We start from the raw sequence: 18873 nt of genomic DNA on the forward strand, positions 1-18873 counted from the left end.
ACTGCATTTGTGGTTTGATGGTTTGGCGCATGAGTGAGACAACAGCCTGTCAGTGGAAATCTTCAATGATTAAGTTAGGTCATAGACTGCTGTTTTCAAGGGCTGATGGGTTTTCGGACAAGCACTAAATACATGAAGGTTGATCTGGATAGGTTACCCAGTCCGGATGGTAAGCGCATAGGCACTCAGCCGATTGCTTCTGGTGATAATGTCATTGCCTGGCAGGTGCATGCGGTTAAGGGGTACCGGAATAGAGAAGGGTGCACGGATGTTATTGTGGTGGAAGCCCGCAGTCGTTACGCCATTCTGTTTTCCAACCCGATGTTTTCTGATTTGGACGAGTTTGCTGCGCGATTTACCAGGCGCTGGGCCAGAGAGTGTATCCATATGGCCATAGAGAGTGGCGCTACCACAGAATCGCAGGCTCAGACCATGTATGACCAGTTTCTCGATATGGAAAAGGGAATCCGGTTTGTCAGAAATACCGATCTCAGTGTCAACGGACATGTTGCCGATGCTGAACAGTGGCTGAGCCAGTCCTATGAACATTACGGGCTGGAACAACTGGACGAGAGTGAAGAGATTGGGTTGGGAATGCACCGAATCAACTGTGTCCACAAAAAGGCTAAGGCGTATCCTGGTGCAAAACAAATGGAGTGTTTCATTCCTATGTCACGGATGGTGGATGACTGGCTGTTCCGGTTTGCCAGAGGTTTGTCTGCGTGGGCGTATCCACAAACGCCGGATGGGGATTTTCCGAACCCATTTCCTGCGGCAGCAGCTACTGTTATCGGGCAGGAGAGATCATTGGCTTTGCCAGATAATGTGGTCAGCCTTGATGAGGTGCGTAAGCGTAAGAAGGTGCAGAAGGCATAACAGTCATGAGTGAATATCAGTATTACGAGTTGGTGGCCGTTGACCGGCAGTTGTCCAAAGATGAGATGGGCTATCTCCGGGGGATTTCCAGCCGGGCGCAGATATCGACTACCCGGTTTTGTAACACCTATAACTACGGTGATTTGAAAGCCGACCCAAGGCAGTTACTGAGCAGGTTCTTTGATGCTTTTGTTTATGTCTCTAATTTTGGGTGCAAAATTTTTGCGATCAAAGTGCCTCGGAATCTTGTGGATGAGTCGCTGCTGCTTCGGTATCTGGTGAATGATACCTGCAATTACACGGGTGTAGCCGATCACTGGATCATTGAGTTTGCCTATGAAAATGAAGATGGCTATGACGACGAGTGGGATGATGGCGATGGCTGGATGGGTAGCCTGCTGAGCATTCGCAGTGAGCTGATGCACGGTGACAATCGTTCACTGTATCTGGCCTGGTTGTCTCAATTGGACTGGTTGGAACCGGATGCCTTGTCACCCGCCATCCCTCCTGGTTTGGATGATCTTTCTGCCAGCCAGAGTGCGTTGTGTGATTTTTTGAAACTGGATGCTCAACGGGTTGAGGCGTCGGCTCAGATCAAACCGGATTATGCCAATGCTCAGCCAGAAGCGCTGATCGATCAATATGTGATGCAGCTCCCGGAAACGACTGCCAGAAACCAGCTGAGGGCATTGCTATTAGACGAAACCGGTACTGTACGAAGAGAACAGTTTGCCGCTCTGGTTGGTCAGGCTCAGGAGGTGCCCCGCAGCAGTTCGGTCACGGTTGGCCACCTGCTGGCTTCAGCCCGTGAGTTGCGGAAAAAGGCCCATGAAAAGGCCCGGGAACAGAAGCTGCGGCAACAACAGGAAAAGGCAGAAAGCGTGGCCGCTAATGAAGGGGTGTACTGGCGGCGAGTGGAAGAACTGTTTGAGAAAAGGGGCTCTTCTACCGTGTATTCTGAACTGTCCGCAAAGCTTGGTGACCTTCAACTCATGGCCAAAATGCTGAACAGGCAAACAGCCTATGACCAGAAGCTGGCAGAGCTGAAACAACGCTACGCAAAGAAAACCAGCCACTGGCAGGGATTAAGGTGCCGGTAACTGACCTTAATCAACGAGCTAATAAGTAGACATAAATACCACTATTTAATGTTGTTCGCGTTTATTTGCTGTGTGTTTTGCTATTATGTAGACAGATATACACCATTTAAGTGATTAAAACGTCTACATGAAGGAGTGGTAACGATGGATCAGGCCACTGCAATCCACCGGCTATCGGCTTTTGACCGGATGGGACATTCGGTTTTTACCACCAGGGATTTGGGCAAAATCTTTATTGAAGACTCCCCGAGAGCCTTTCAGGCTGGACTGGTTCGGTTGGTGAAGAATGGTATTCTTCGTCGGATGATGAAAGGGGTTTATACGTTCACCCTCTCAAGCAACAAAAATGCAGATATGCTGGAGCGCATTGCCATAGCCTTGCGAAGGGGGGAGTACAATTACATCAGTTTGGAATCGGCACTATCGGAATACGGCGCTATTTCCCAAATCCCTGTCGATCGGCTGACCATTATGACCACAGGCCGGAAGGGAGAGTATAAAACTCCTTTTGGGGTTCTTGAATTTACCCACACTCGCCGTTCAGTCGCCGATATTTTGGACAGTGTCGTTGATCGTGACAGACCGTTAAAAATTGCTACGCCTGAGGCGGCATTGCGTGATCTTCGGCGTGTAGGGAGGAATATTCATCTGGTGAAGGAGGCACAGAGTTATGAAAATGACCACTGAGGATTTTTCACAGCTGGTTGAGAGGATTATGCAAAATAGTCATCTCGCACTAATGCGGCCAGTCGTTGAGAAAGAGCTGCTTCACTATGACATTCTGTTCTGTCTTGACCGGGAAGGCCTGTTGGATCATTTGGTGTTTCAGGGCGGTACGTCGCTTCGTCTGTGTCATGGAGGTAACCGGTTCAGTGAGGATCTGGATTTTGTTGGAGGGGTGGATTTTTCGTCAGCCTCTCTTGCCAATATAAAGACATGTATTGAGGACTATATTGGGGCCAGATATGGATTGGAGGTATTGGTTAAAGAGCCAGCAACGCTCAGAAAAGAGCCTTGTTATGCACAAATGAATATTGATAAATGGCAAATTTCGGTAATAACCTCTCCGAAGCGTAAAGATATTCCCCGGCAAAAAATCAAGATTGAAGTCGCTAATGTTCCGGCATATACCAAAGAAGCATTGCCGCTGCGAGTGAATTACCCGTTTCTCCCCGATGGCTATGGAGACACCTTGGTATTCACTGAAACCCTTGATGAAGTACTGGCAGACAAACTGATCGCCTTGCCTGCAACGCAAAAATACATTCGTTATCGCGATATCTGGGACCTGCCCTGGCTTCAGCAACAGGGTGCTGAAGTGAATGTTGAGCTGGTGAAGAAGAAAGTGAACGATTACCGGCTTGATGACTTTGAACAGCGCCTGGATCAGCTGATTCGGAATATCCCTGAAATAGTGTCCGGTGGTGGGCTGAAAACTGAAATGCGGCGATTTATACCTGCCGATGTTTATGAGCGCACTTTGGGTAAGGGGAAATTTGAAAGCTACTTGTCAGGGACGTTACAAAAACTGTTTAGCCGCTTAAAGGGAGAGCTTTATGGTGAAGGTGAGCTTCCTGAGTTCAGAATGTGATGATGGTCGAGTGTTCTTTTCTGGAGTAATGCCGACGAATGAATGACAGTAACCGTCCTGCCAAACCAGCCATGGACTATGCCCAATTGCTGGAAGCCCTGAACCGGGCCAGCACCTTTGATCTGTTCCGGCTGAATGCCATGATTGATCGTGAGCTGGAGTCGTCAGAACGTATTGGCAGAATCAAGGCTGCGCTGCCCATAGGGCAGAAGCTGAGCTACTTTGATCGTAACAGCAATTCACTGCGAGATTGTGAGGTGTTGCAGCTTAAGCAAAAGCGGGCACTGGTGCTGGATTTTACCGATGGTAAACGTTGGACAGTCCCTTACTACATGCTCAATCTCGAAGGTGCCGATGCTCGTGTTAATCATGAAACTCAACAAGGCCTGAGTCGCCATGCCATTGCTGTAGGCGATCTGCTGGGTTTTAAAGATAAGCATGGAGAGGAACATTTTGGCCATGTCCTCCGTCTGAATACCAAGTCGGTCACCCTGCAGGTGTCAGAAGGGCAGTGGCGCGTCGCTTATTCTCTGCTTTACCGGGTTCTGGATGGACAGGATGAACAGGAAGGGGAGCTGTTGATTGACGGTGAGAGGGCTGATCAGTGCAGTGAGACCGTTCAGGGCTCATTACTTGAGTGAATAACTTCTTGCCTGAAGCCTGCCAGGTTTCAGCAGCGGGTGACTGATTCAACGAGATAAACATACTGTATAGGAGTCAGTAATGAGTTCATCCAAAAATGCTGAAATAGAGGAACGGATTTACAACGATATTGTTGTGGATTGCTACGATGAGCTGGAGCGTAGCACTGGGTGGCATTGTTACCTGGATGACAGGCTGGCTTTTCCCTTTGATGCAGAGTGCTGTCAGGAGTTAACGGTATCACCACTGAAAATGAAAGAGCGGGTGGTGGTTACCGGCGGATCAGGATTATTGCGAGGCCACCATGCAGGTTCAGATTAAGTGGCTGGATCGAACATTGGCCGTTCCGCTGGTGCAACTCGAAGCATCCAGTGATGACGTGGACGAAGAGACGGTTGAAGCTATAGGTGATTGGCATTATTGGGTTGAGCAGGGATACCATTTTTGAGTTCTCTTAAGTCTCAATCTGGTACTCAAGAGTCCCAGATAAGGATCTTGAAAAGTCCCGTAATGAGACCTATGGTACCCAAAAAGAGACCTTTAAAGGACGACTTCCCTCTTGACTACCATTGCCTCTGCTCTCTTTACGAAAACCCAGCAAAGGTTGTTATCTGTGCTTTATGGTAAGCCGGATACATCGTTTTATCTGAATGAGCTGGTTCGGTTGGCTGGGACTGGCAAAAGTGCTGTTGTCCGGGAAGTAAAAAAAATGACCGAAGCAGGCATACTGGTCACTTATCAGCAAGGGAATCAGCAGCACTATCAGGCCAACCCCGGAAATCCTGTTTTTGAAGAATTAAGGGCAATTACACGCAAAACGTTCGGCATACAAAATTTGCTGACAGAGGTGTTGGCCCCGGTTTTAAAACATTGCGATATGGCTTTCGTGTATGGCTCTGTGGCAAAGGGAATGGAACACGCTAGCAGTGATATTGATGTATTACTGGTTGGTGAAGGACTAAGCTATGGTGAAATTCTGGAGCGTTTGGAACCTGCAGAAAAGCAGTTTGGTCGAGTGATTAATCCCACTATTTTTTCTCCCGATGAGTTTCGGCAAAGAAAGGAATCACAGCAAAGCTTTGTGACACGGTTGATGGATCAACCTAAGCTATGGCTCACTGATCAGGCAGTTGTTGATAAGGGCGAATCATGAAAGAGCTTGATAACCTGGTCAAAATACATAAGTTGAAACCGGAAGCGCCAGATGCGAATGAGTTCGCAGGGATGGTTAGAGCGGCGGAAACCAGGCTAAAAGATGCGGCTATTGTGGGACTGTCAGTAGATAGTCAGTTTTCTCTGGCTTGCAGAACGCCACCAATATCCGTGGTTTTCCCGTTTGAACACAGACAGTTATGAACTTGGTTCTGGAAAGCGGTTCATTGCAGAACGTGGGACCCTGAATCGAAAATATTTAATAACAATACCTCGAAGTATGAGTGCCTAATAAACCAATATGTCTATTAAATGAACCATATGTTGGTTATTAAAATAGAAATATTGGTTTATACTTGAAGTATCATCTATACCTTACGAGCTTCATGAATGTTTGCCTTAAAGGGAGTGCTTCGCGCCGAAAGTCAGGAAAAGATACTGATATACCTGATGCTCAGGAACTCTGGCTACGGAAAGGGTATAGCCGAATTCTTTGGCCTTTCTCAAAATTCAGTACAAAAACAGCTGGTTAGAATGGAAGAGGATGGTGTTGTTGTTAGTCATTTAATTGGAAGGCTAAGAGAGTATCGCCTTAACCCCAGATATGTTTTTCTGCCGACAGTGAAAGAGCTGGTGAAAGCTGCTATCCAATTATACCCGGAGGCAGTCATTCAGGATCTGGTGATGAATCGTAATAAACCCAGAAGTAAGGGGAAACCGGTAGCTCCAGCCAGACCATGAACTGGGAGCCATTTATAAAACTTTATATTCCCGGCCTTTCAGGCAGACCCTCGTAGTTAATAGCCATTACATGACAATACGAAAAAAGACTGTCCTAAAAGGTGTTAGTTTTAAAATGTTTATTTTGTCGGTTCTTTTCGCCGATTAAATGGGCTAATGCAAACTATTCTTCCTAGTTTAGTTTATACTTAATAAATATTTCGGCTATTTTTACCGATTTTTTGCATTATTTTAAACCAGTGAGATGCTGGAATGGTTCGTAAATCAGGCTCAAGTGATACAGGATATGGGCTAAATAGCCGTAAAGAGCAGCTTAATGCTCTTTTACCCTATGGGATGTTAGCTACACGAAAGTGGTTGATAGAGCAGGGCTTTAGCGCCCACTCCCTTGATAATGGCGTTAAGAGTGGCAAGCTGCTGCAGCTGACATCAGGCGTATACTCCCAATTCACTACCAATCTCCGTTGGGAAGGTGTGGTTGCATCTATACAGCGGATGCAGGCAACGCCTTCAGCAACCGCAGTGCATGTAGGTGGTGTCTCCGCTCTGGCTCTGTCCGGGCTTGCTCAGTATATCTCTCCTGGGAATCATAAAAATGTCCAGCTTTACTCCCCCACTAAGTTGCCTTCCTGGGTCTCTCGAATAGAAACGACGGCGACATTGACGGTAAATAGTACCAGGCAGCTTTGGCCAGAATCACTGATGCAGGCATCAGGCCTTCTGAGAAACCATGAGTTCGACCCCAATCTGCCTCCGATTTATTTTTCTTGTCCAGAAAAGGCCATATTGGAAGTGATCGCTGATCTTCCTGATAAGCTCAGCTTTGAACATGCGGATGAACTGATGCAGGGATTGGTAAACCTGTCACCAAGAAAGCTGGATCAATCGTTGAAAGCGTGTCTGAGCATAAAGGTAAAAAGGTTATTTCTCTGGCTTGCAGAGCGTCACCAATATCCGTGGCTTTCCCGTTTGAACACAGGCAGTTATGAACTTGGTTCCGGAAAGCGTGTTATTGCTAAACATGGAGCGTTGGATCAGCAGTATTTAATTACTGTGCCCACCCACATGAAGAATGAATCCAGACATTGAGAGAGTATAGAATGGATCGATCCAGCTATTTCTATAAGCAGGTACAGCTACTCTTGCAGGTGTTGCCTTTCATTAGCAAGCATAGTTGCTTCGCCTTGAAGGGAGGAACCGCAATAAATTTGTTTGTTCGGAATCTTCCTCGCTTGTCCGTCGATATCGATCTGGTGTACCTCCCATTAAAAGAACGCAATGAGGCGCTATCTGACATTAAAAAGGCATTGCGAGAGGTCAGCGATAATCTTCAGGCCACATTGCAAGGAATTGATGTTACTGAGGCCTATAAAGATAAAGAAGATGCCCTGCGTCTTATCGTTCAGCGTTCAGGTGTGCAGATAAAAGTAGAACTGTCACCCGTGCTGCGAGGTACGGTATTTGAACCAGAAGTTATGTCTGTATCTGAAGCCGTAGAAGATGAGTTCGGCTATGCAGAAATGTTGGTGGTCAGGCTGGCTGACCTCTATGCCGGAAAAATCTGTGCTGCTCTGGACCGCCAGCATCCAAGGGATCTGTACGATGTGAAGTGGCTTCTTGATAACGAAGGGCTTACTGATGACCTGCGTAAAGCGCTGCTAATCTGTATTATCAGTCATAACCGGCCAATGTCAGAGCTTCTCAACCCGGTATTTAAAGATATCGATGCTGTCTATAAGAGCGAGTTTGCTGATATGACGGAGATTCCGGTTTCTCTGGAAGAACTGCAATCGGTCAGGCAGCAGCTAGTTGAACAAATACACATAGGGCTGACCAGCGAAGAAAAACAGTTCTTGCTCTCTTTTAAGGGGGGAGAGCCTGATTGGTCACTGCTTGGTATCGGTGGAGCTGAGACATTACCAGCCGTTAAGTGGAAGCAACATAACTTATCCAGAATGCCGAAGAATAAATTGCAAAGGGCTTACGAGAAACTGGCTGAAGTATTGGGTATAGATGAGTAAGCGTCGTTTAATAAGGACGAGAAATTACTCGATTGATGCCAATCTATACGACAAATTGTTTTTACTGGCTTTACAACCTACGCATAGCCTACAAATGGCATCGATTTCGGTCGATATTTGTACTTTTGTTCTATAATGATAAGGGTAGATAAATCAATAATAATCAGTTAATTATGGAGATCTTTTAAATGCGTCAAATATTAAATATGTACCAAAGTACCTCTCCGGAGGCAGAGGTCAGAGGTTCGAATCCTCTCGGGTGCGCCAGTAAAATCAATGACTCAGGCTGAATTTTTCTCTCTTTTATTTCCCTCTCTTAAAAACTGTATCCCAAGTGTATCCCAGTAGAATTGTAATCTGGGCATGTCTTGTCGTGCAGGGTTTTCTTTACAATTCCGTTTCCTGCGGTGTTGAACGCCACCATGCCTTCCTCATGGAAACAGCTGATAAATGGTATCATTGTCCTATCAACTTTCAGGGATGAAAATGATGAATGACAAACAGCGCCGTTTCGTGGATGAGTACCTGATTGACCAGAACGCGACCCGAGCTGCCATCGCCGCTGGCTATAGTCCCAAGACTGCCAGGGCTCAGGGGTGTCGCCTGTTAACAAATGCTGACATTGCCACCGAAATTAGGGCTCGTCAGGGTAAGCTCAGTCGTGAGCTGAATATCACCGCTCAGGACATACGTGCCAAGCTCTGGGAGATCGCCCGGTTCTGTGGTGAAGTGATCGAAACGCCAGAGGGCGATTTACGAATGCGAAACCCGAGAGCTGCCACGACCGCCATTGCTGAACTGAATAAGATGGACGGTGACTATCAGCAAAAGGCTCAGGAAGAGAGCCGTATTAACTTTATCCAGATTTTCGATTCGGAAGATCGCCCAGAAGATAATGTTGAACAGGTCCAGGACAGCAACTGGCTGAACAGTGAGTATTAATGGCAAGGGGGGGAGTCCCCCCATATGCCGGACTTGACACCCACGCTTGATTAGTCAGCGATCGAGGGGTGGTACACGCACACTTTGCCAGTGATAACGGGTGGGGGGGATAAATCATCTCCCCGTGCTTTGCCCGCCTCTCTAATATCACGAGGTGAAAAATTTTTTTTGCGGAAACCCCTTTAAGAACAGACTTCGTTAGCCTGGCCTTTGGCATCTCCCGCTCAGTCAGCACATTTCGGTATGGAATACCGGGGCTGCCTGTGGATACAATTCCTTTCTTTGTCGTCTATTTTCCTGCCTTTTCCGTCTGGCAGGTACCCTATTATAAGATGGTCAGCCATGCAGAAGTCTTTGAACTTTGAAATGCTGCGCACCCATTGGCCCGAACTGGCCAACCTGGGCGGTAAGGCAGAAGAGTATGTCCACACTGATCCTGAGAGCTGCCTGGTCAAGCTCCGGAACTACCTTGAGCTGATTATCCGGTGGCTTTACCGTCAGGAGCGTTTGCCTGAAGGGTATCGTTCCAGTCTCTATGACCTGATGAAGGCGGATGCCTTTAAAAGTACGATTCCCGAGGCCATTCAGGTGAAGATGGATGCCATCCGTATTCATGGTAACCGGGCTGCTCATGGTGATGCGATCAAGGTGAATGATGCACGGTGGCTGTTGAAAGAAGCCTTCATCATGGGGGCATGGATCTACCTGCGTTATGGCAATGGGCATGCAGACGACATTACTAAATTCCATTTACCCAAGGCCACATCAGATCAGGCAGATACCGTTCTGACCAAAAAAGAGCTGGATCAGAAACAGGCTCAACTGGAAAAAGCCAAGGAAGAACTCGAAGCCGCCCAGCAACGGGAAATGGGTATTCTCCGTGAGTTGCAGGTACAGAAAGAGAAGGCCGAAGAGTTCCAGCAAAGGATGGAGGCTCTGCGTCAGAAGAATGAGCAGGCGGCCAACATTCTGGAGCTGGATGAAGCCGAAACCCGCCGTCGGCTGATCAACTCCCGCCTGATCGCTGCCGGTTGGGATGTAGCGGAGGGTATCAAGGACACAGCCCAGGTCACTCAGGAACATCCGGTTAAAGAGCAGCCCACCAACAGTGGCGACGGTTACGCTGACTACGTACTTTGGGACGATACCGGTAAACCGTTAGGCGTCGTGGAAGCCAAGCGTACCCAGGTGGCGGCAGAAAAAGGTCGTACTCAGGCCAAGTTATATGCCGACTGGCTGGAAAAACAGTACGGCCAACGCCCAGTGATCTTTTACACCAACGGCTACGATGTTTACCTCTGGGATGACCACCCAGCCCGAAACTACCCACCAAGAAAACTCTTTGGATTCTACAGTCCTGAGAGTCTGGCCTATCTGGTTCAACAACGTACGGGTTGCCGACCGCTGGCAGAAGTGCCTGTGGATACCAATATTGCGGGTCGTCTGTATCAGTTGGAAAGCATTGCCCGAGTCGGTGAACGCTTTACGGATAAACACCGCAAGGCCCTGATTGTCCAGGCTACCGGTACCGGAAAAACCCGTGTTGCTATTGCGTTGACCAAACGACTGCTCGATGCCCGATGGGCCAAGCGGGTGCTGTTCCTCTGTGACCGAAAAGAGCTGCGTAAGCAGGCACGGAATGCGTTTAATGAATTTATCCGTGACCCTATTTATGTGGTGGGTCGAACGGATAAAAAATACCAGGATACCTCCCGCATCTTCATCTCTACTTATCCGGGAATGATGAACATCATGGATCGGTACGATGTGGGGTATTTCGACCTGATCATTGCGGATGAATCCCATCGCTCCATCTATAACGTCTACGGTGACCTGTTCAAATATTTTGATGCACTACAGGTTGGTTTGACCGCTACTCCGGTGGATATGATCGGCCATACCACCTATGGTCTGTTTGGTTGCGAAGGTCGCATACCCACCTATGAATACTCACTGGAAGCCGCCATCAATGACGAGCATCTGGTGCCCTTTGAGGTGATTACCCACACCACGCAATTCCTGCGTGAGGGTATTAAAAAAGACAACCTCAGCGATGAACAGATCGCCCAACTGGAAGCGCAGGGCATCGACCCGAACACCCTGGAATTTGATGCCAAGGTCATTGATAAGGCGATCTATAACCGGGACACCAACCGGGCCATTATGCGCAACCTGATGGAGCACGGTATCCGTGACCGGGATGAACAGCTTCCGGGCAAGAGTATTGTCTTTGCCCGCAACCACAAGCATGCGGTTCTGCTGCAAAGCGTATTTGATGAGATGTACCCGCAGTTTGCCGGCAAGTTCTGTCAGGTCATTGATAACTATGACCCGAGGGCTGAGCAACTGATTGAAGACTTCAAAGGTGGTGACCTCAGTACCAACAAAGAACTGACCATTGCCATTTCAGTGGACATGCTCGACACCGGTATTGATGTGCCGGAAGTGGTCAACCTGGTGTTTGCCAAGCCGGTGAAGTCCAAGGTGAAATTCTGGCAGATGATTGGCCGGGGGACTCGCCTTTGCAAAGACCTGTACGGGGCAGGGAAAAACAAGGACAAATTCCGTATCTTCGACCACTGGGCCAACTTCGAGTACTTCGAGCAGGAGCCGCCCGAGGTGCAGCCAACCACTGGCAAGCCACTGGCACAGAAACGCCTGGAAGCCTGGGTCGAACTGGCCAAAGCGGCACAGAAAAAGTTTGAACAGGGCAGTCTGGCCATCATTGCCAAACAGCTTCATGAACAGGTGTCTGCACTGGATGAAAAATCCATTGCCGTTCAGGAAAAATGGCAGACCCGCGCCCGGCTGAGTGACCTTAAACGGTTAGAACAGTTTGCTCCCCAAACCCAGCAGCAACTGCTGGATGATATTGGTCCTCTGATGCAGTGGGTGGATGTCAGGGGGCAGGGGAATGCCATGCGTTTTGATCTGGATATGATTACCGCCCAGACTGCTCTGTACACCAACAAAAGCGGACTGGAAAAGCAGTGGTCCATTGTTACCCAGAAACTGGATCAGCTACCCCCGCATCTGGCTCAGGTCCAGCAGCAGGGTGACATCATTAACCAGCTACGGGACCTGGACTGGTGGCAAAACGCCAGCTTTGCCGAACTGGAACATGCGCGTACCCGCCTCAGGGGGATCATGTACCTGATGGAAGGCGACGTAACTCCGCCACCCACACCCCCCGTGGAAACGGATATCCGTGAAGACCAGGGCAAGTACGAGATCAAACGGCGGGAGACCAATATCAAGTCGGTGGACTTTAAACTCTATCGTCAGCAGATTCAGGGCGCACTGGAGCCACTCTTTACCAGTAACCCGGTGTTGATGAAAATCCGCCGGGGTGAACCGGTACAGCCCATAGAGCTGGATGAACTGGCCAAACTGGTGCTGGTTCAGAATCCGAATGTGGATATCCGGGTACTCAAAGAGTTCTACCCCGAAGCCTCTGCGGGGCTGGATCAGATTCTGCGAACCCTGATTGGTATGGAGAGTCAGGCTGTCGCCGAAAAATTTGCCGGTTTTGCCGCTCAATACAATCTGAGCAGCCAGCAGATTCGCTTTCTGGATATGCTGAAAAACCACATACGGGATTACGGCACCATAGAAATGGCGCAACTGTTTGATCAGCCCTTTACCCGCATCCATGGTGAAGGCATTACCGGGCTGTTTCCGGATATGGATCAGGTAATGGCCATTAAAGCCATTGTGGAAGGTGTATCTGTGAAGATGGGACAACCAGCAGCATAGGTTCAACATGTATATGAAAATGGAAGAATTATACAAGTAATCGTAACGTGTATAGAAATTGCCGGTTTTCTATACAAGTCAAGAATGCTGTTGATTGACACCAGCATGATTCCAGAGAGGTTCCTTTTTCCACTGTTCAGGGAACCCCATATGGACTTTTGAAGCCTTTGGATTTCTTGATATCAGTTCGCTTAGCCTGACTGCCCAGCCACTACCGGGGCTTACTTTGCTTAATAGCGTTTCGATAATGACGAGTTGATAGTACAGCCGTCGTCGTGGATTGATGTTTTGGGTAGGTGATAAGGGTACTTCAATACTGTCCGGAACATATATCCAGTTTGATGGCACTTTTCTTGGCCATGTTGGGCTGGCACCAAACTCCCTATTCCATACTCTTGCGTGGTGAGCACAGTGGTTGCGCAAATCAGACAGTGATCTAAACCAGGTTTTCAGTACTGGAAATTGGAAACCAAAGTGTTCGGAAAGAGGCTTCTGATCATCCGGAGACCTAAGGTTGGCAAAAAGTTCTGAAATCTGTTTGAAGCTTAAAAGCTCAAGTGCCATCCATAATGGTGGTTGTACTGGCGAATCCGGGTACTTTCGTTGATAGCTCTCCAGAAAGGTCTCCAGTTCCCTTCTTTCAGACTTGCTTGTCAGCTCTTTAATCAGCCATTGATGGTTGTAACGGCTGTTGAATATGCTTGGGTTAAGGTACCCATGAGGGCCATGGCGTGTTGCAAGAGCCTGAGTTAATTGAGCACGCAGGGCAACTTCTATTCGCTCAATGGCATCTAAAAGAAGTAGCCTCAGTTCCCTGTCGAAAATATAGAGATTCAAAACATCGTCAAAAGATGTACCAGCAATAAACCGATGATCATCACCCGAACCGGGGATATAGAATGGCCGAGTATAAGCACTCAAGCGGAAGTAACTAATGTTTTTTAAGTAGCGTTTGGCTCTAACAGGGTCAGTAACGACTAAACCTCGGGCAATGAGAGTTTGGATCTGCTCATTAAGGTTTAATGCGTGCTTTCTGAATGTAACCATTTGTTTTTATTATAAAAAGTGCGTTTATGCTACTTCTGAATGGGAATAAAAAAACCCGCCAGAGTGTGCTTCATTGAGAGGCATGGCGGGTGTGTTACAGTAAATTTAAGCGTTAAGGGGTTATCTGTCAATAGGGGCTCGACTTTATGATTAGCTGCGCACAGACTACAGAACTCATTTCATAATACCCATATAATTTGCCAATTCTTCACATTTCAACTTTATGATTCAGGCAAGCGTATGATCACCGGCGATCTGAAAAGCAAAATCGACAAACTCTGGGAAGAGTTCTGGGTGGGCGGTATCACCAACCCGCTCACGGTGATCGAGCAGATCACCTACCTGATGTACTCCCGCATGCTGGATATGCAGGAGAGCAAGGACGAGCAGCGTAAGGCGCTGGCAGGGGTAGACTTCAAGCCCCGTTTTGCTGCCCATGAGCAGGATTACCGGTTCAGCCATTTTGCCAACCTGGGCGCTGATGAAATGATGGAGCTGGTGCGGGATGAGGTGTTTCGTCACTTCAGAACGCTGAGTGAGAAAGGTTCTTTGCTAGGTAACTTTATGAAGGATGCCCGGCTGGAAATCGTTAAGCCCAGCCTGCTGGTCAAAGCGGTGGAGATGATCAAACAGTTACCGCTGGATCGGGGGGACACCAAGGGCGATCTGTACGAATACCTGCTGAGTAAACTAACTACGGCGGGAATCAACGGCCAGTTCCGTACCCCACGTCATATTATCCGGGCCATGGTGGAGATGATGGTGCCAAACCCGGCTCGTCATGAGCGTATCTGTGACCCGGCCTGTGGGACTGGTGGATTTCTGTCGTCCAGTTACGAATACCTGCTGGAAAAATACAGTTCCCTGGATTCCGTCCATAAAGAGATGGTCATTAACCAGAAGGGCGAACCCGAAGCCCAGTATGTCTATTCTGGCGATTTGCTGAATGAATACCGGAACCATGTGGACTACGACATGTTCCACGGTTATGACTTTGACTCCACCATGCTGCGCATTGCTGCCATGAACCTGATTATGCACGGGGTGGATGAACCGGATATCCACTATCAGGACACCATGAGCCAGGGCTTCAGCGACAAATTCCCGGAAGCCTCGCACAATGCCTTTCACCTGATTCTGGCCAACCCGCCCTTCACCGGCACACTGGATGAAGAAGACATTGACCCGGTATTGTTGAAAACCGTCAAAACCAAAAAGACCGAGCTGCTGTTCTGTGCCCGTATTCTGCAAATGCTGAAAGTGGGTGGCCGCAGTGCTACGGTTGTGCCCCAGGGGGTACTGTTCGGTTCCAGTAAGGCGCACCAGAGCCTTCGGGAAAAGCTGGTGGAAGAGAACCAGTTGGAAGCGGTGATCAATCTGCCATCCGGTGTGTTCAAACCCTATGCCGGTGTGGCTACCGCTATTTTGATCTTTACCAAGCATGGTGTGACTGATGAAGTCTGGTTTTATGATCTGGAAAACGACGGTTACAGTCTGGATGATAAACGCAACCCCATTGCTAAAAATGACCTGCCTCATTTGATTGCCAGTTGGAAGCAGTACCGCCAGAGCAAAGGCCGACCGGTGGATGCGTTTATGGGGCATAAATTGCAGTCGCAATTTATCAGTGAATACCCGGAAGGGGTTGCCGAAACGGATTTTCAGGACCGTACTCAGAAGGCTTTTGTTGTGCCTAAAGTGGACCTGAAGGCCAATAAATACGACCTGACCATCAATCGCTATAAAGAGGTGGTGTATCAGGAAGAGCAGTATGAGCCACCCAAAGAGATACTGGCACGGCTGAAGGCTTTGGAGGCGGATATTCAGCAGGAGCTGGTGGAGCTGGAGGGGATGCTGTGAGTTGGCCTTTGGTTAAGTTGGGTGAACTTGTTGATATCAAGGGTGGCGGCACACCAAGTAAACAAGTCGAAGAGTACTGGAATGGTGATATACCTTGGGCAAGTGTTAAGGACTTCAAAGGTAGTCTGATCACTAAAACGCAAAATTATATTACCAGGGAGGGCGTTGAGAACTCGGCAACCAATATAATTCCTGCTGGAACTCTTATTGTTCCCACCAGAATGGCACTTGGCAAGGTTGCACTGACTGGCTGCGATATGGCTATTAATCAAGATGTGAAGGCGCTTCTGATAAAAGATAAAAACCAGCTGAGTACTGACTATCTTTTGAGGTTTCTCGAAAACAGTTCAGGGTTTATTGAAGCTCAAGGTCAGGGGGCAACGGTAAAGGGAATCAAGTTGGAGGTTCTACTAGAACTTGCTTTACCACTCCCACCATTGGCCGAACAAAAACGCATTGCCGCCATTCTCGATAAAGCCGACCAGCTACGCCAGAAACGCCAGCAGGCCATCGTCCTCTCCGACGACTTCCTCCGCAGTGTATTTCTGGATATGTTTGGTGATCCTGTCACCAACCCAAAGGGGTGGAAGAAAAGAGAACTGGCAACCATTTGTAATAAAGTGGTTGATTGTCCCCATTCAACACCAAAGTGGACTGAGTCAGGAGTAATTGGCTTGAGAACTTCCAATCTCACAAAAGGAGGTTGGGATTGGGCTGATCAACGTTTTGTCAGTGAAGAAACCTACAGGGAGCGAACTAAGCGGGCAGAGCTTGTTGCAAACGATATCATCCTTAGCCGGGAAGGCACGGTTGGTATAGCAGCTTTGGTACCGGAAAATGTTAAAATGTGCATGGGACAAAGGCTTGTGCAGCTCCGAGCAAATATGGAGTTTGTCCTGCCTGAGTTTATGCTGTTCTTGTTACTGTATGAACTTGAGCCTGAACGCATTTCCAGAGTAATGGCTGGCTCAACATCAAAACACTTAAATGTGAAAGATTTGAAGAAGCTTCTGATTATGTTGCCGCCACTAAAGTTGCAGGAAAAGTTTGTCTCTATCTTTAGAAAGAAAAAGAGGTTGGAACAAGCATATCACTTTGGATTTAAGGAGGGGCAAGAGAGCTTTAGCTCAATTAGTCAAAAAGCTTTTTCTGGCAAGCTATGACCTCACTCCCACGGTCCTCCGTGGGAATGCCTACCGATCTTCCCTGAAGTGGGGTGGCAGATTCGAGTTCCGAAGGCTCTGAGGCAGTGGGTATGCATTCCCACGCAGAGCATGGGAACGAGATTGCAAGGACAAGGTTTTGCACCTGCCAGCGGGAACTGCATAAGGTTCAACAAGGCTGTATGAGATCTGTTTTGCAGGGCAGCAGTAAACCTCGACTAACGCCTACCGATGGAATATTCATAATGATACCATTCCAACCATTACACGATGGACGCCAATAATGAACGAAGCCATGATCAATCCGGAGATTGTCCACTGGGCGCGTGAGCGTGCCGGGATGGCTCCTTCTGATCTGGCGGGAAAGTTAAAACAGAAGCCCGAAAAGCTGCTTGAGTGGGAACAGGGAAAAAGTCGGCCCAGTTTTGCCCAGGCTCAGAAGCTGGCGAGCCACCTCCGGGTTCCTTTCGGTTATCTGTTTCTTAAAGAGCCTCCTGAAGCTCCTTTGCCCATACCTGACCTGCGTACCGTGGGCAGTCGGGTATCCCCTGAGTTGGGGCAGAATTTCCGTGATCTCCTGAATAATGTGCTGCTCAAGCAAGAGTGGTTTCGGGAGTACCAGATTGAAAACGGGAATGACAAAGTTGAGTTTATAGGCCGCTGTTCCTTGAATGACGACGCTGCCAGTGTGGCTGAGGATATCGCTCGTACGCTGGGTGTAACGGCCGCTTTACGGAAAGGTGCCCGGAACTGGGAACAATACCTGAGCCTGCTGATTGAAAGGGCGGAAGCCGTGGGTATTCTGGTGATGCGAAGTGGCATTGTCGGCAGTAGTTCTAATAGAAAACTGTCTGTGGAAGCGTTTCGGGGGTTTGCCATCAGTGATGATTATGCCCCGCTGATCTTTATCAATGCGGCCGATGCACCTGCCGCGCGGCTGTTTACCCTGGTTCATGAACTTGCCCATTTGTGGGTGGGTAACAGTGGTATTTCTAATGTTCCGCTGGATGATTTTTCTGAACGAGGTCACCAGAGGAAGGAAGAGGTATTTTGTAATCGGGTTGCTGCTGAGTTTCTGGTGCCTGGTAAAGAGTTTGTGAGTGACTGGCAGGCAAAGCGCAGCCTGGTGGAAAACTGTGCGGATTTAAAAAAGGTTTATAAGGTCAGCCCCATGGTGTTGGCACGTCGTGCCTATGATCTAGGTCTGATTCCCCGCGAGGAGTATCTGGACTTTTATCATGCTGAGCTGAAAAAGTTCCGGAATCAAAAAGGCGGTGGTTGTTCTTTTAATCTGAACCTGAAAACACGCAATGGCGTTCTTTTTTCTATGGCTGTTGTGGGGGCTGCAATGGAAGGGCGCTTGTTACTCAGGGATGCTTCCCGGCTTTTGAATATCAATAAGATCAGTACTCTCAACGATTTTGCCAAGTCTCTGAATGGATAGTCTCTTAATGTAGGGTGAGCTGTTGATGCAATACCTTTTGGACGCGAACACGTTTATCCAGGCGAAAAACCAATACTATGCTATGGACATCTGTCCCGGGTATTGGGATTGGCTTGAGCGGGAGAATGGTCTGGGCCGTATAGGCAGTATCAGTGAAGTCGCCAGAGAGTTGAAAAAGCAGGAAGATGAGTTGAGTTCCTGAGTTAAAGGACGAAATGAACCGGATTTTTTTCTGCCTGTTGATGATCAACAAACACAGGAAATATATGCGGAAATCGCTAATTATGTCGTTCAAAACTATGAAGAGAAGCACTTTGCTCCTTTTCTCAATGTGGCTGATCCATGGCAGGTGGCCAAAGCAAAGGTAACAGGGGCGGTACTTGTTACCCATGAAGCTCTGGTACCTGCAAACAGCAAGAAGGTAAAGATACCGAATATCTGCAACCAGTTTGATGTGCAGTACATGAGCACATTTACCCTGCTGAGAAGGCTTGAGGCCAGGTTTTTTCTTCAACCGGCTGCTTGATATTGGCATACA

At 48.2% G+C, this 18873-nt stretch carries 17 protein-coding genes and 2 pseudogenes; 18 read left to right on the top strand and 1 reads right to left on the bottom strand.

Going from position 1 to position 18873, the window contains the following annotated elements; genetic code table 11:
- Nucleotides 1–132: 132 nt before the first annotated feature.
- The 14 genes and pseudogenes from J7438_RS21915 (at nt 133) to J7438_RS21985 (ending at nt 12821) form a co-directional block, all read left to right on the top strand.
- Nucleotides 133–876 (top strand): hypothetical protein, encoded by a 744-nt coding sequence (locus J7438_RS21915; RefSeq protein WP_209278234.1) that lies wholly within the window; start codon nt 133–135, stop codon nt 874–876.
- A 5-nt stretch (nt 877–881) separates the two neighbouring features.
- Nucleotides 882–1976: a hypothetical protein gene (locus J7438_RS21920; protein WP_209278235.1), complete on the top strand. Its 1095-nt coding sequence runs from the start codon at nt 882–884 to the stop codon at nt 1974–1976.
- A gap of 144 nt (nt 1977–2120) precedes the next feature.
- On the top strand, nt 2121–2663 hold the full coding sequence (gene abiEi / locus J7438_RS21925) for a type IV toxin-antitoxin system AbiEi family antitoxin (RefSeq protein ID WP_209204667.1): 543 nt from the start codon (nt 2121–2123) through the stop codon (nt 2661–2663).
- Entirely contained in the window at nt 2647–3567 is a 921-nt protein-coding gene (locus J7438_RS21930; RefSeq protein WP_209278236.1) for a nucleotidyl transferase AbiEii/AbiGii toxin family protein, read from the top strand. The genes abiEi and J7438_RS21930 overlap by 17 nt, the downstream gene beginning before the upstream one ends.
- 38 nt (nt 3568–3605) lie before the next feature.
- A complete protein-coding gene (locus J7438_RS21935) occupies nt 3606–4208 on the top strand; it encodes a hypothetical protein (protein ID WP_209278237.1) in 603 nt (200 codons plus the stop codon).
- A gap of 82 nt (nt 4209–4290) precedes the next feature.
- Nucleotides 4291–4657 (top strand): annotated as a pseudogene (locus J7438_RS21940) (calcium-binding protein).
- Nucleotides 4658–4918: 261 nt separating this feature from the next.
- Nucleotides 4919–5362, top strand: coding sequence for a nucleotidyltransferase domain-containing protein (locus J7438_RS21950; protein WP_286196819.1), 444 nt, complete (start codon nt 4919–4921; stop codon nt 5360–5362).
- Nucleotides 5359–5565, top strand: a complete 207-nt coding sequence (locus J7438_RS21955; protein ID WP_209204672.1) for a hypothetical protein — start codon at nt 5359–5361, stop codon at nt 5563–5565. The genes J7438_RS21950 and J7438_RS21955 overlap by 4 nt, the downstream gene beginning before the upstream one ends.
- Nucleotides 5546–5653, top strand: a complete 108-nt coding sequence (locus J7438_RS28465; protein WP_353620174.1) for a hypothetical protein — start codon at nt 5546–5548, stop codon at nt 5651–5653. Before J7438_RS21955 ends, J7438_RS28465 begins: the two co-directional genes overlap by 20 nt.
- A gap of 158 nt (nt 5654–5811) precedes the next feature.
- Nucleotides 5812–6102 carry a winged helix-turn-helix domain-containing protein gene (locus J7438_RS21965; RefSeq protein ID WP_209278241.1) on the top strand — a complete coding sequence of 97 codons (291 nt, stop codon included), beginning with the start codon at nt 5812–5814 and terminating at the stop codon, nt 6100–6102.
- Between the two features lie 252 nt (nt 6103–6354).
- Nucleotides 6355–7191, top strand: coding sequence for a type IV toxin-antitoxin system AbiEi family antitoxin (locus J7438_RS21970; RefSeq protein ID WP_209278242.1), 837 nt, complete (start codon nt 6355–6357; stop codon nt 7189–7191).
- An 11-nt stretch (nt 7192–7202) separates the two neighbouring features.
- On the top strand, nt 7203–8123 hold the full coding sequence (locus J7438_RS21975; RefSeq protein WP_209278243.1) for a nucleotidyl transferase AbiEii/AbiGii toxin family protein: 921 nt from the start codon (nt 7203–7205) through the stop codon (nt 8121–8123).
- Between the two features lie 486 nt (nt 8124–8609).
- On the top strand, nt 8610–9065 hold the full coding sequence (locus tag J7438_RS21980; RefSeq protein ID WP_209278244.1) for a terminase small subunit: 456 nt from the start codon (nt 8610–8612) through the stop codon (nt 9063–9065).
- 342 nt (nt 9066–9407) lie between these two features.
- Entirely contained in the window at nt 9408–12821 is a 3414-nt protein-coding gene (locus tag J7438_RS21985) for a DEAD/DEAH box helicase family protein (protein WP_209278245.1), read from the top strand.
- A gap of 78 nt (nt 12822–12899) precedes the next feature.
- Here the strand turns inward: J7438_RS21985 and J7438_RS21990 are convergent, their stop codons facing one another.
- Entirely contained in the window at nt 12900–13868 is a 969-nt protein-coding gene (locus tag J7438_RS21990; protein WP_209278246.1) for an Abi family protein, read from the bottom strand.
- Between the two features lie 240 nt (nt 13869–14108).
- Here J7438_RS21990 and J7438_RS21995 point away from each other — a divergent pair, with 240 nt between their 5' ends.
- The 4 genes and pseudogenes from J7438_RS21995 to J7438_RS22010 all read left to right on the top strand — a co-directional run bounded on the left by J7438_RS21995 (nt 14109) and on the right by J7438_RS22010 (nt 18861).
- Nucleotides 14109–15728: a type I restriction-modification system subunit M gene (locus J7438_RS21995; protein WP_209278247.1), complete on the top strand. Its 1620-nt coding sequence runs from the start codon at nt 14109–14111 to the stop codon at nt 15726–15728.
- Nucleotides 15725–16891, top strand: coding sequence for a restriction endonuclease subunit S (locus J7438_RS22000; RefSeq protein WP_209278248.1), 1167 nt, complete (start codon nt 15725–15727; stop codon nt 16889–16891). The genes J7438_RS21995 and J7438_RS22000 overlap by 4 nt, the downstream gene beginning before the upstream one ends.
- A gap of 283 nt (nt 16892–17174) precedes the next feature.
- On the top strand, nt 17175–18335 hold the full coding sequence (locus tag J7438_RS22005; RefSeq protein ID WP_209278249.1) for an ImmA/IrrE family metallo-endopeptidase: 1161 nt from the start codon (nt 17175–17177) through the stop codon (nt 18333–18335).
- A 25-nt stretch (nt 18336–18360) separates the two neighbouring features.
- Nucleotides 18361–18861, top strand: a pseudogene (locus J7438_RS22010) (DUF4411 family protein).
- Nucleotides 18862–18873: the final 12 nt, after the last annotated feature.

Source organism: Thalassotalea sp. G20_0, assembly GCF_017744175.1.
In the GTDB taxonomy this organism is placed as follows: domain Bacteria; phylum Pseudomonadota; class Gammaproteobacteria; order Pseudomonadales; family Endozoicomonadaceae; genus Endozoicomonas.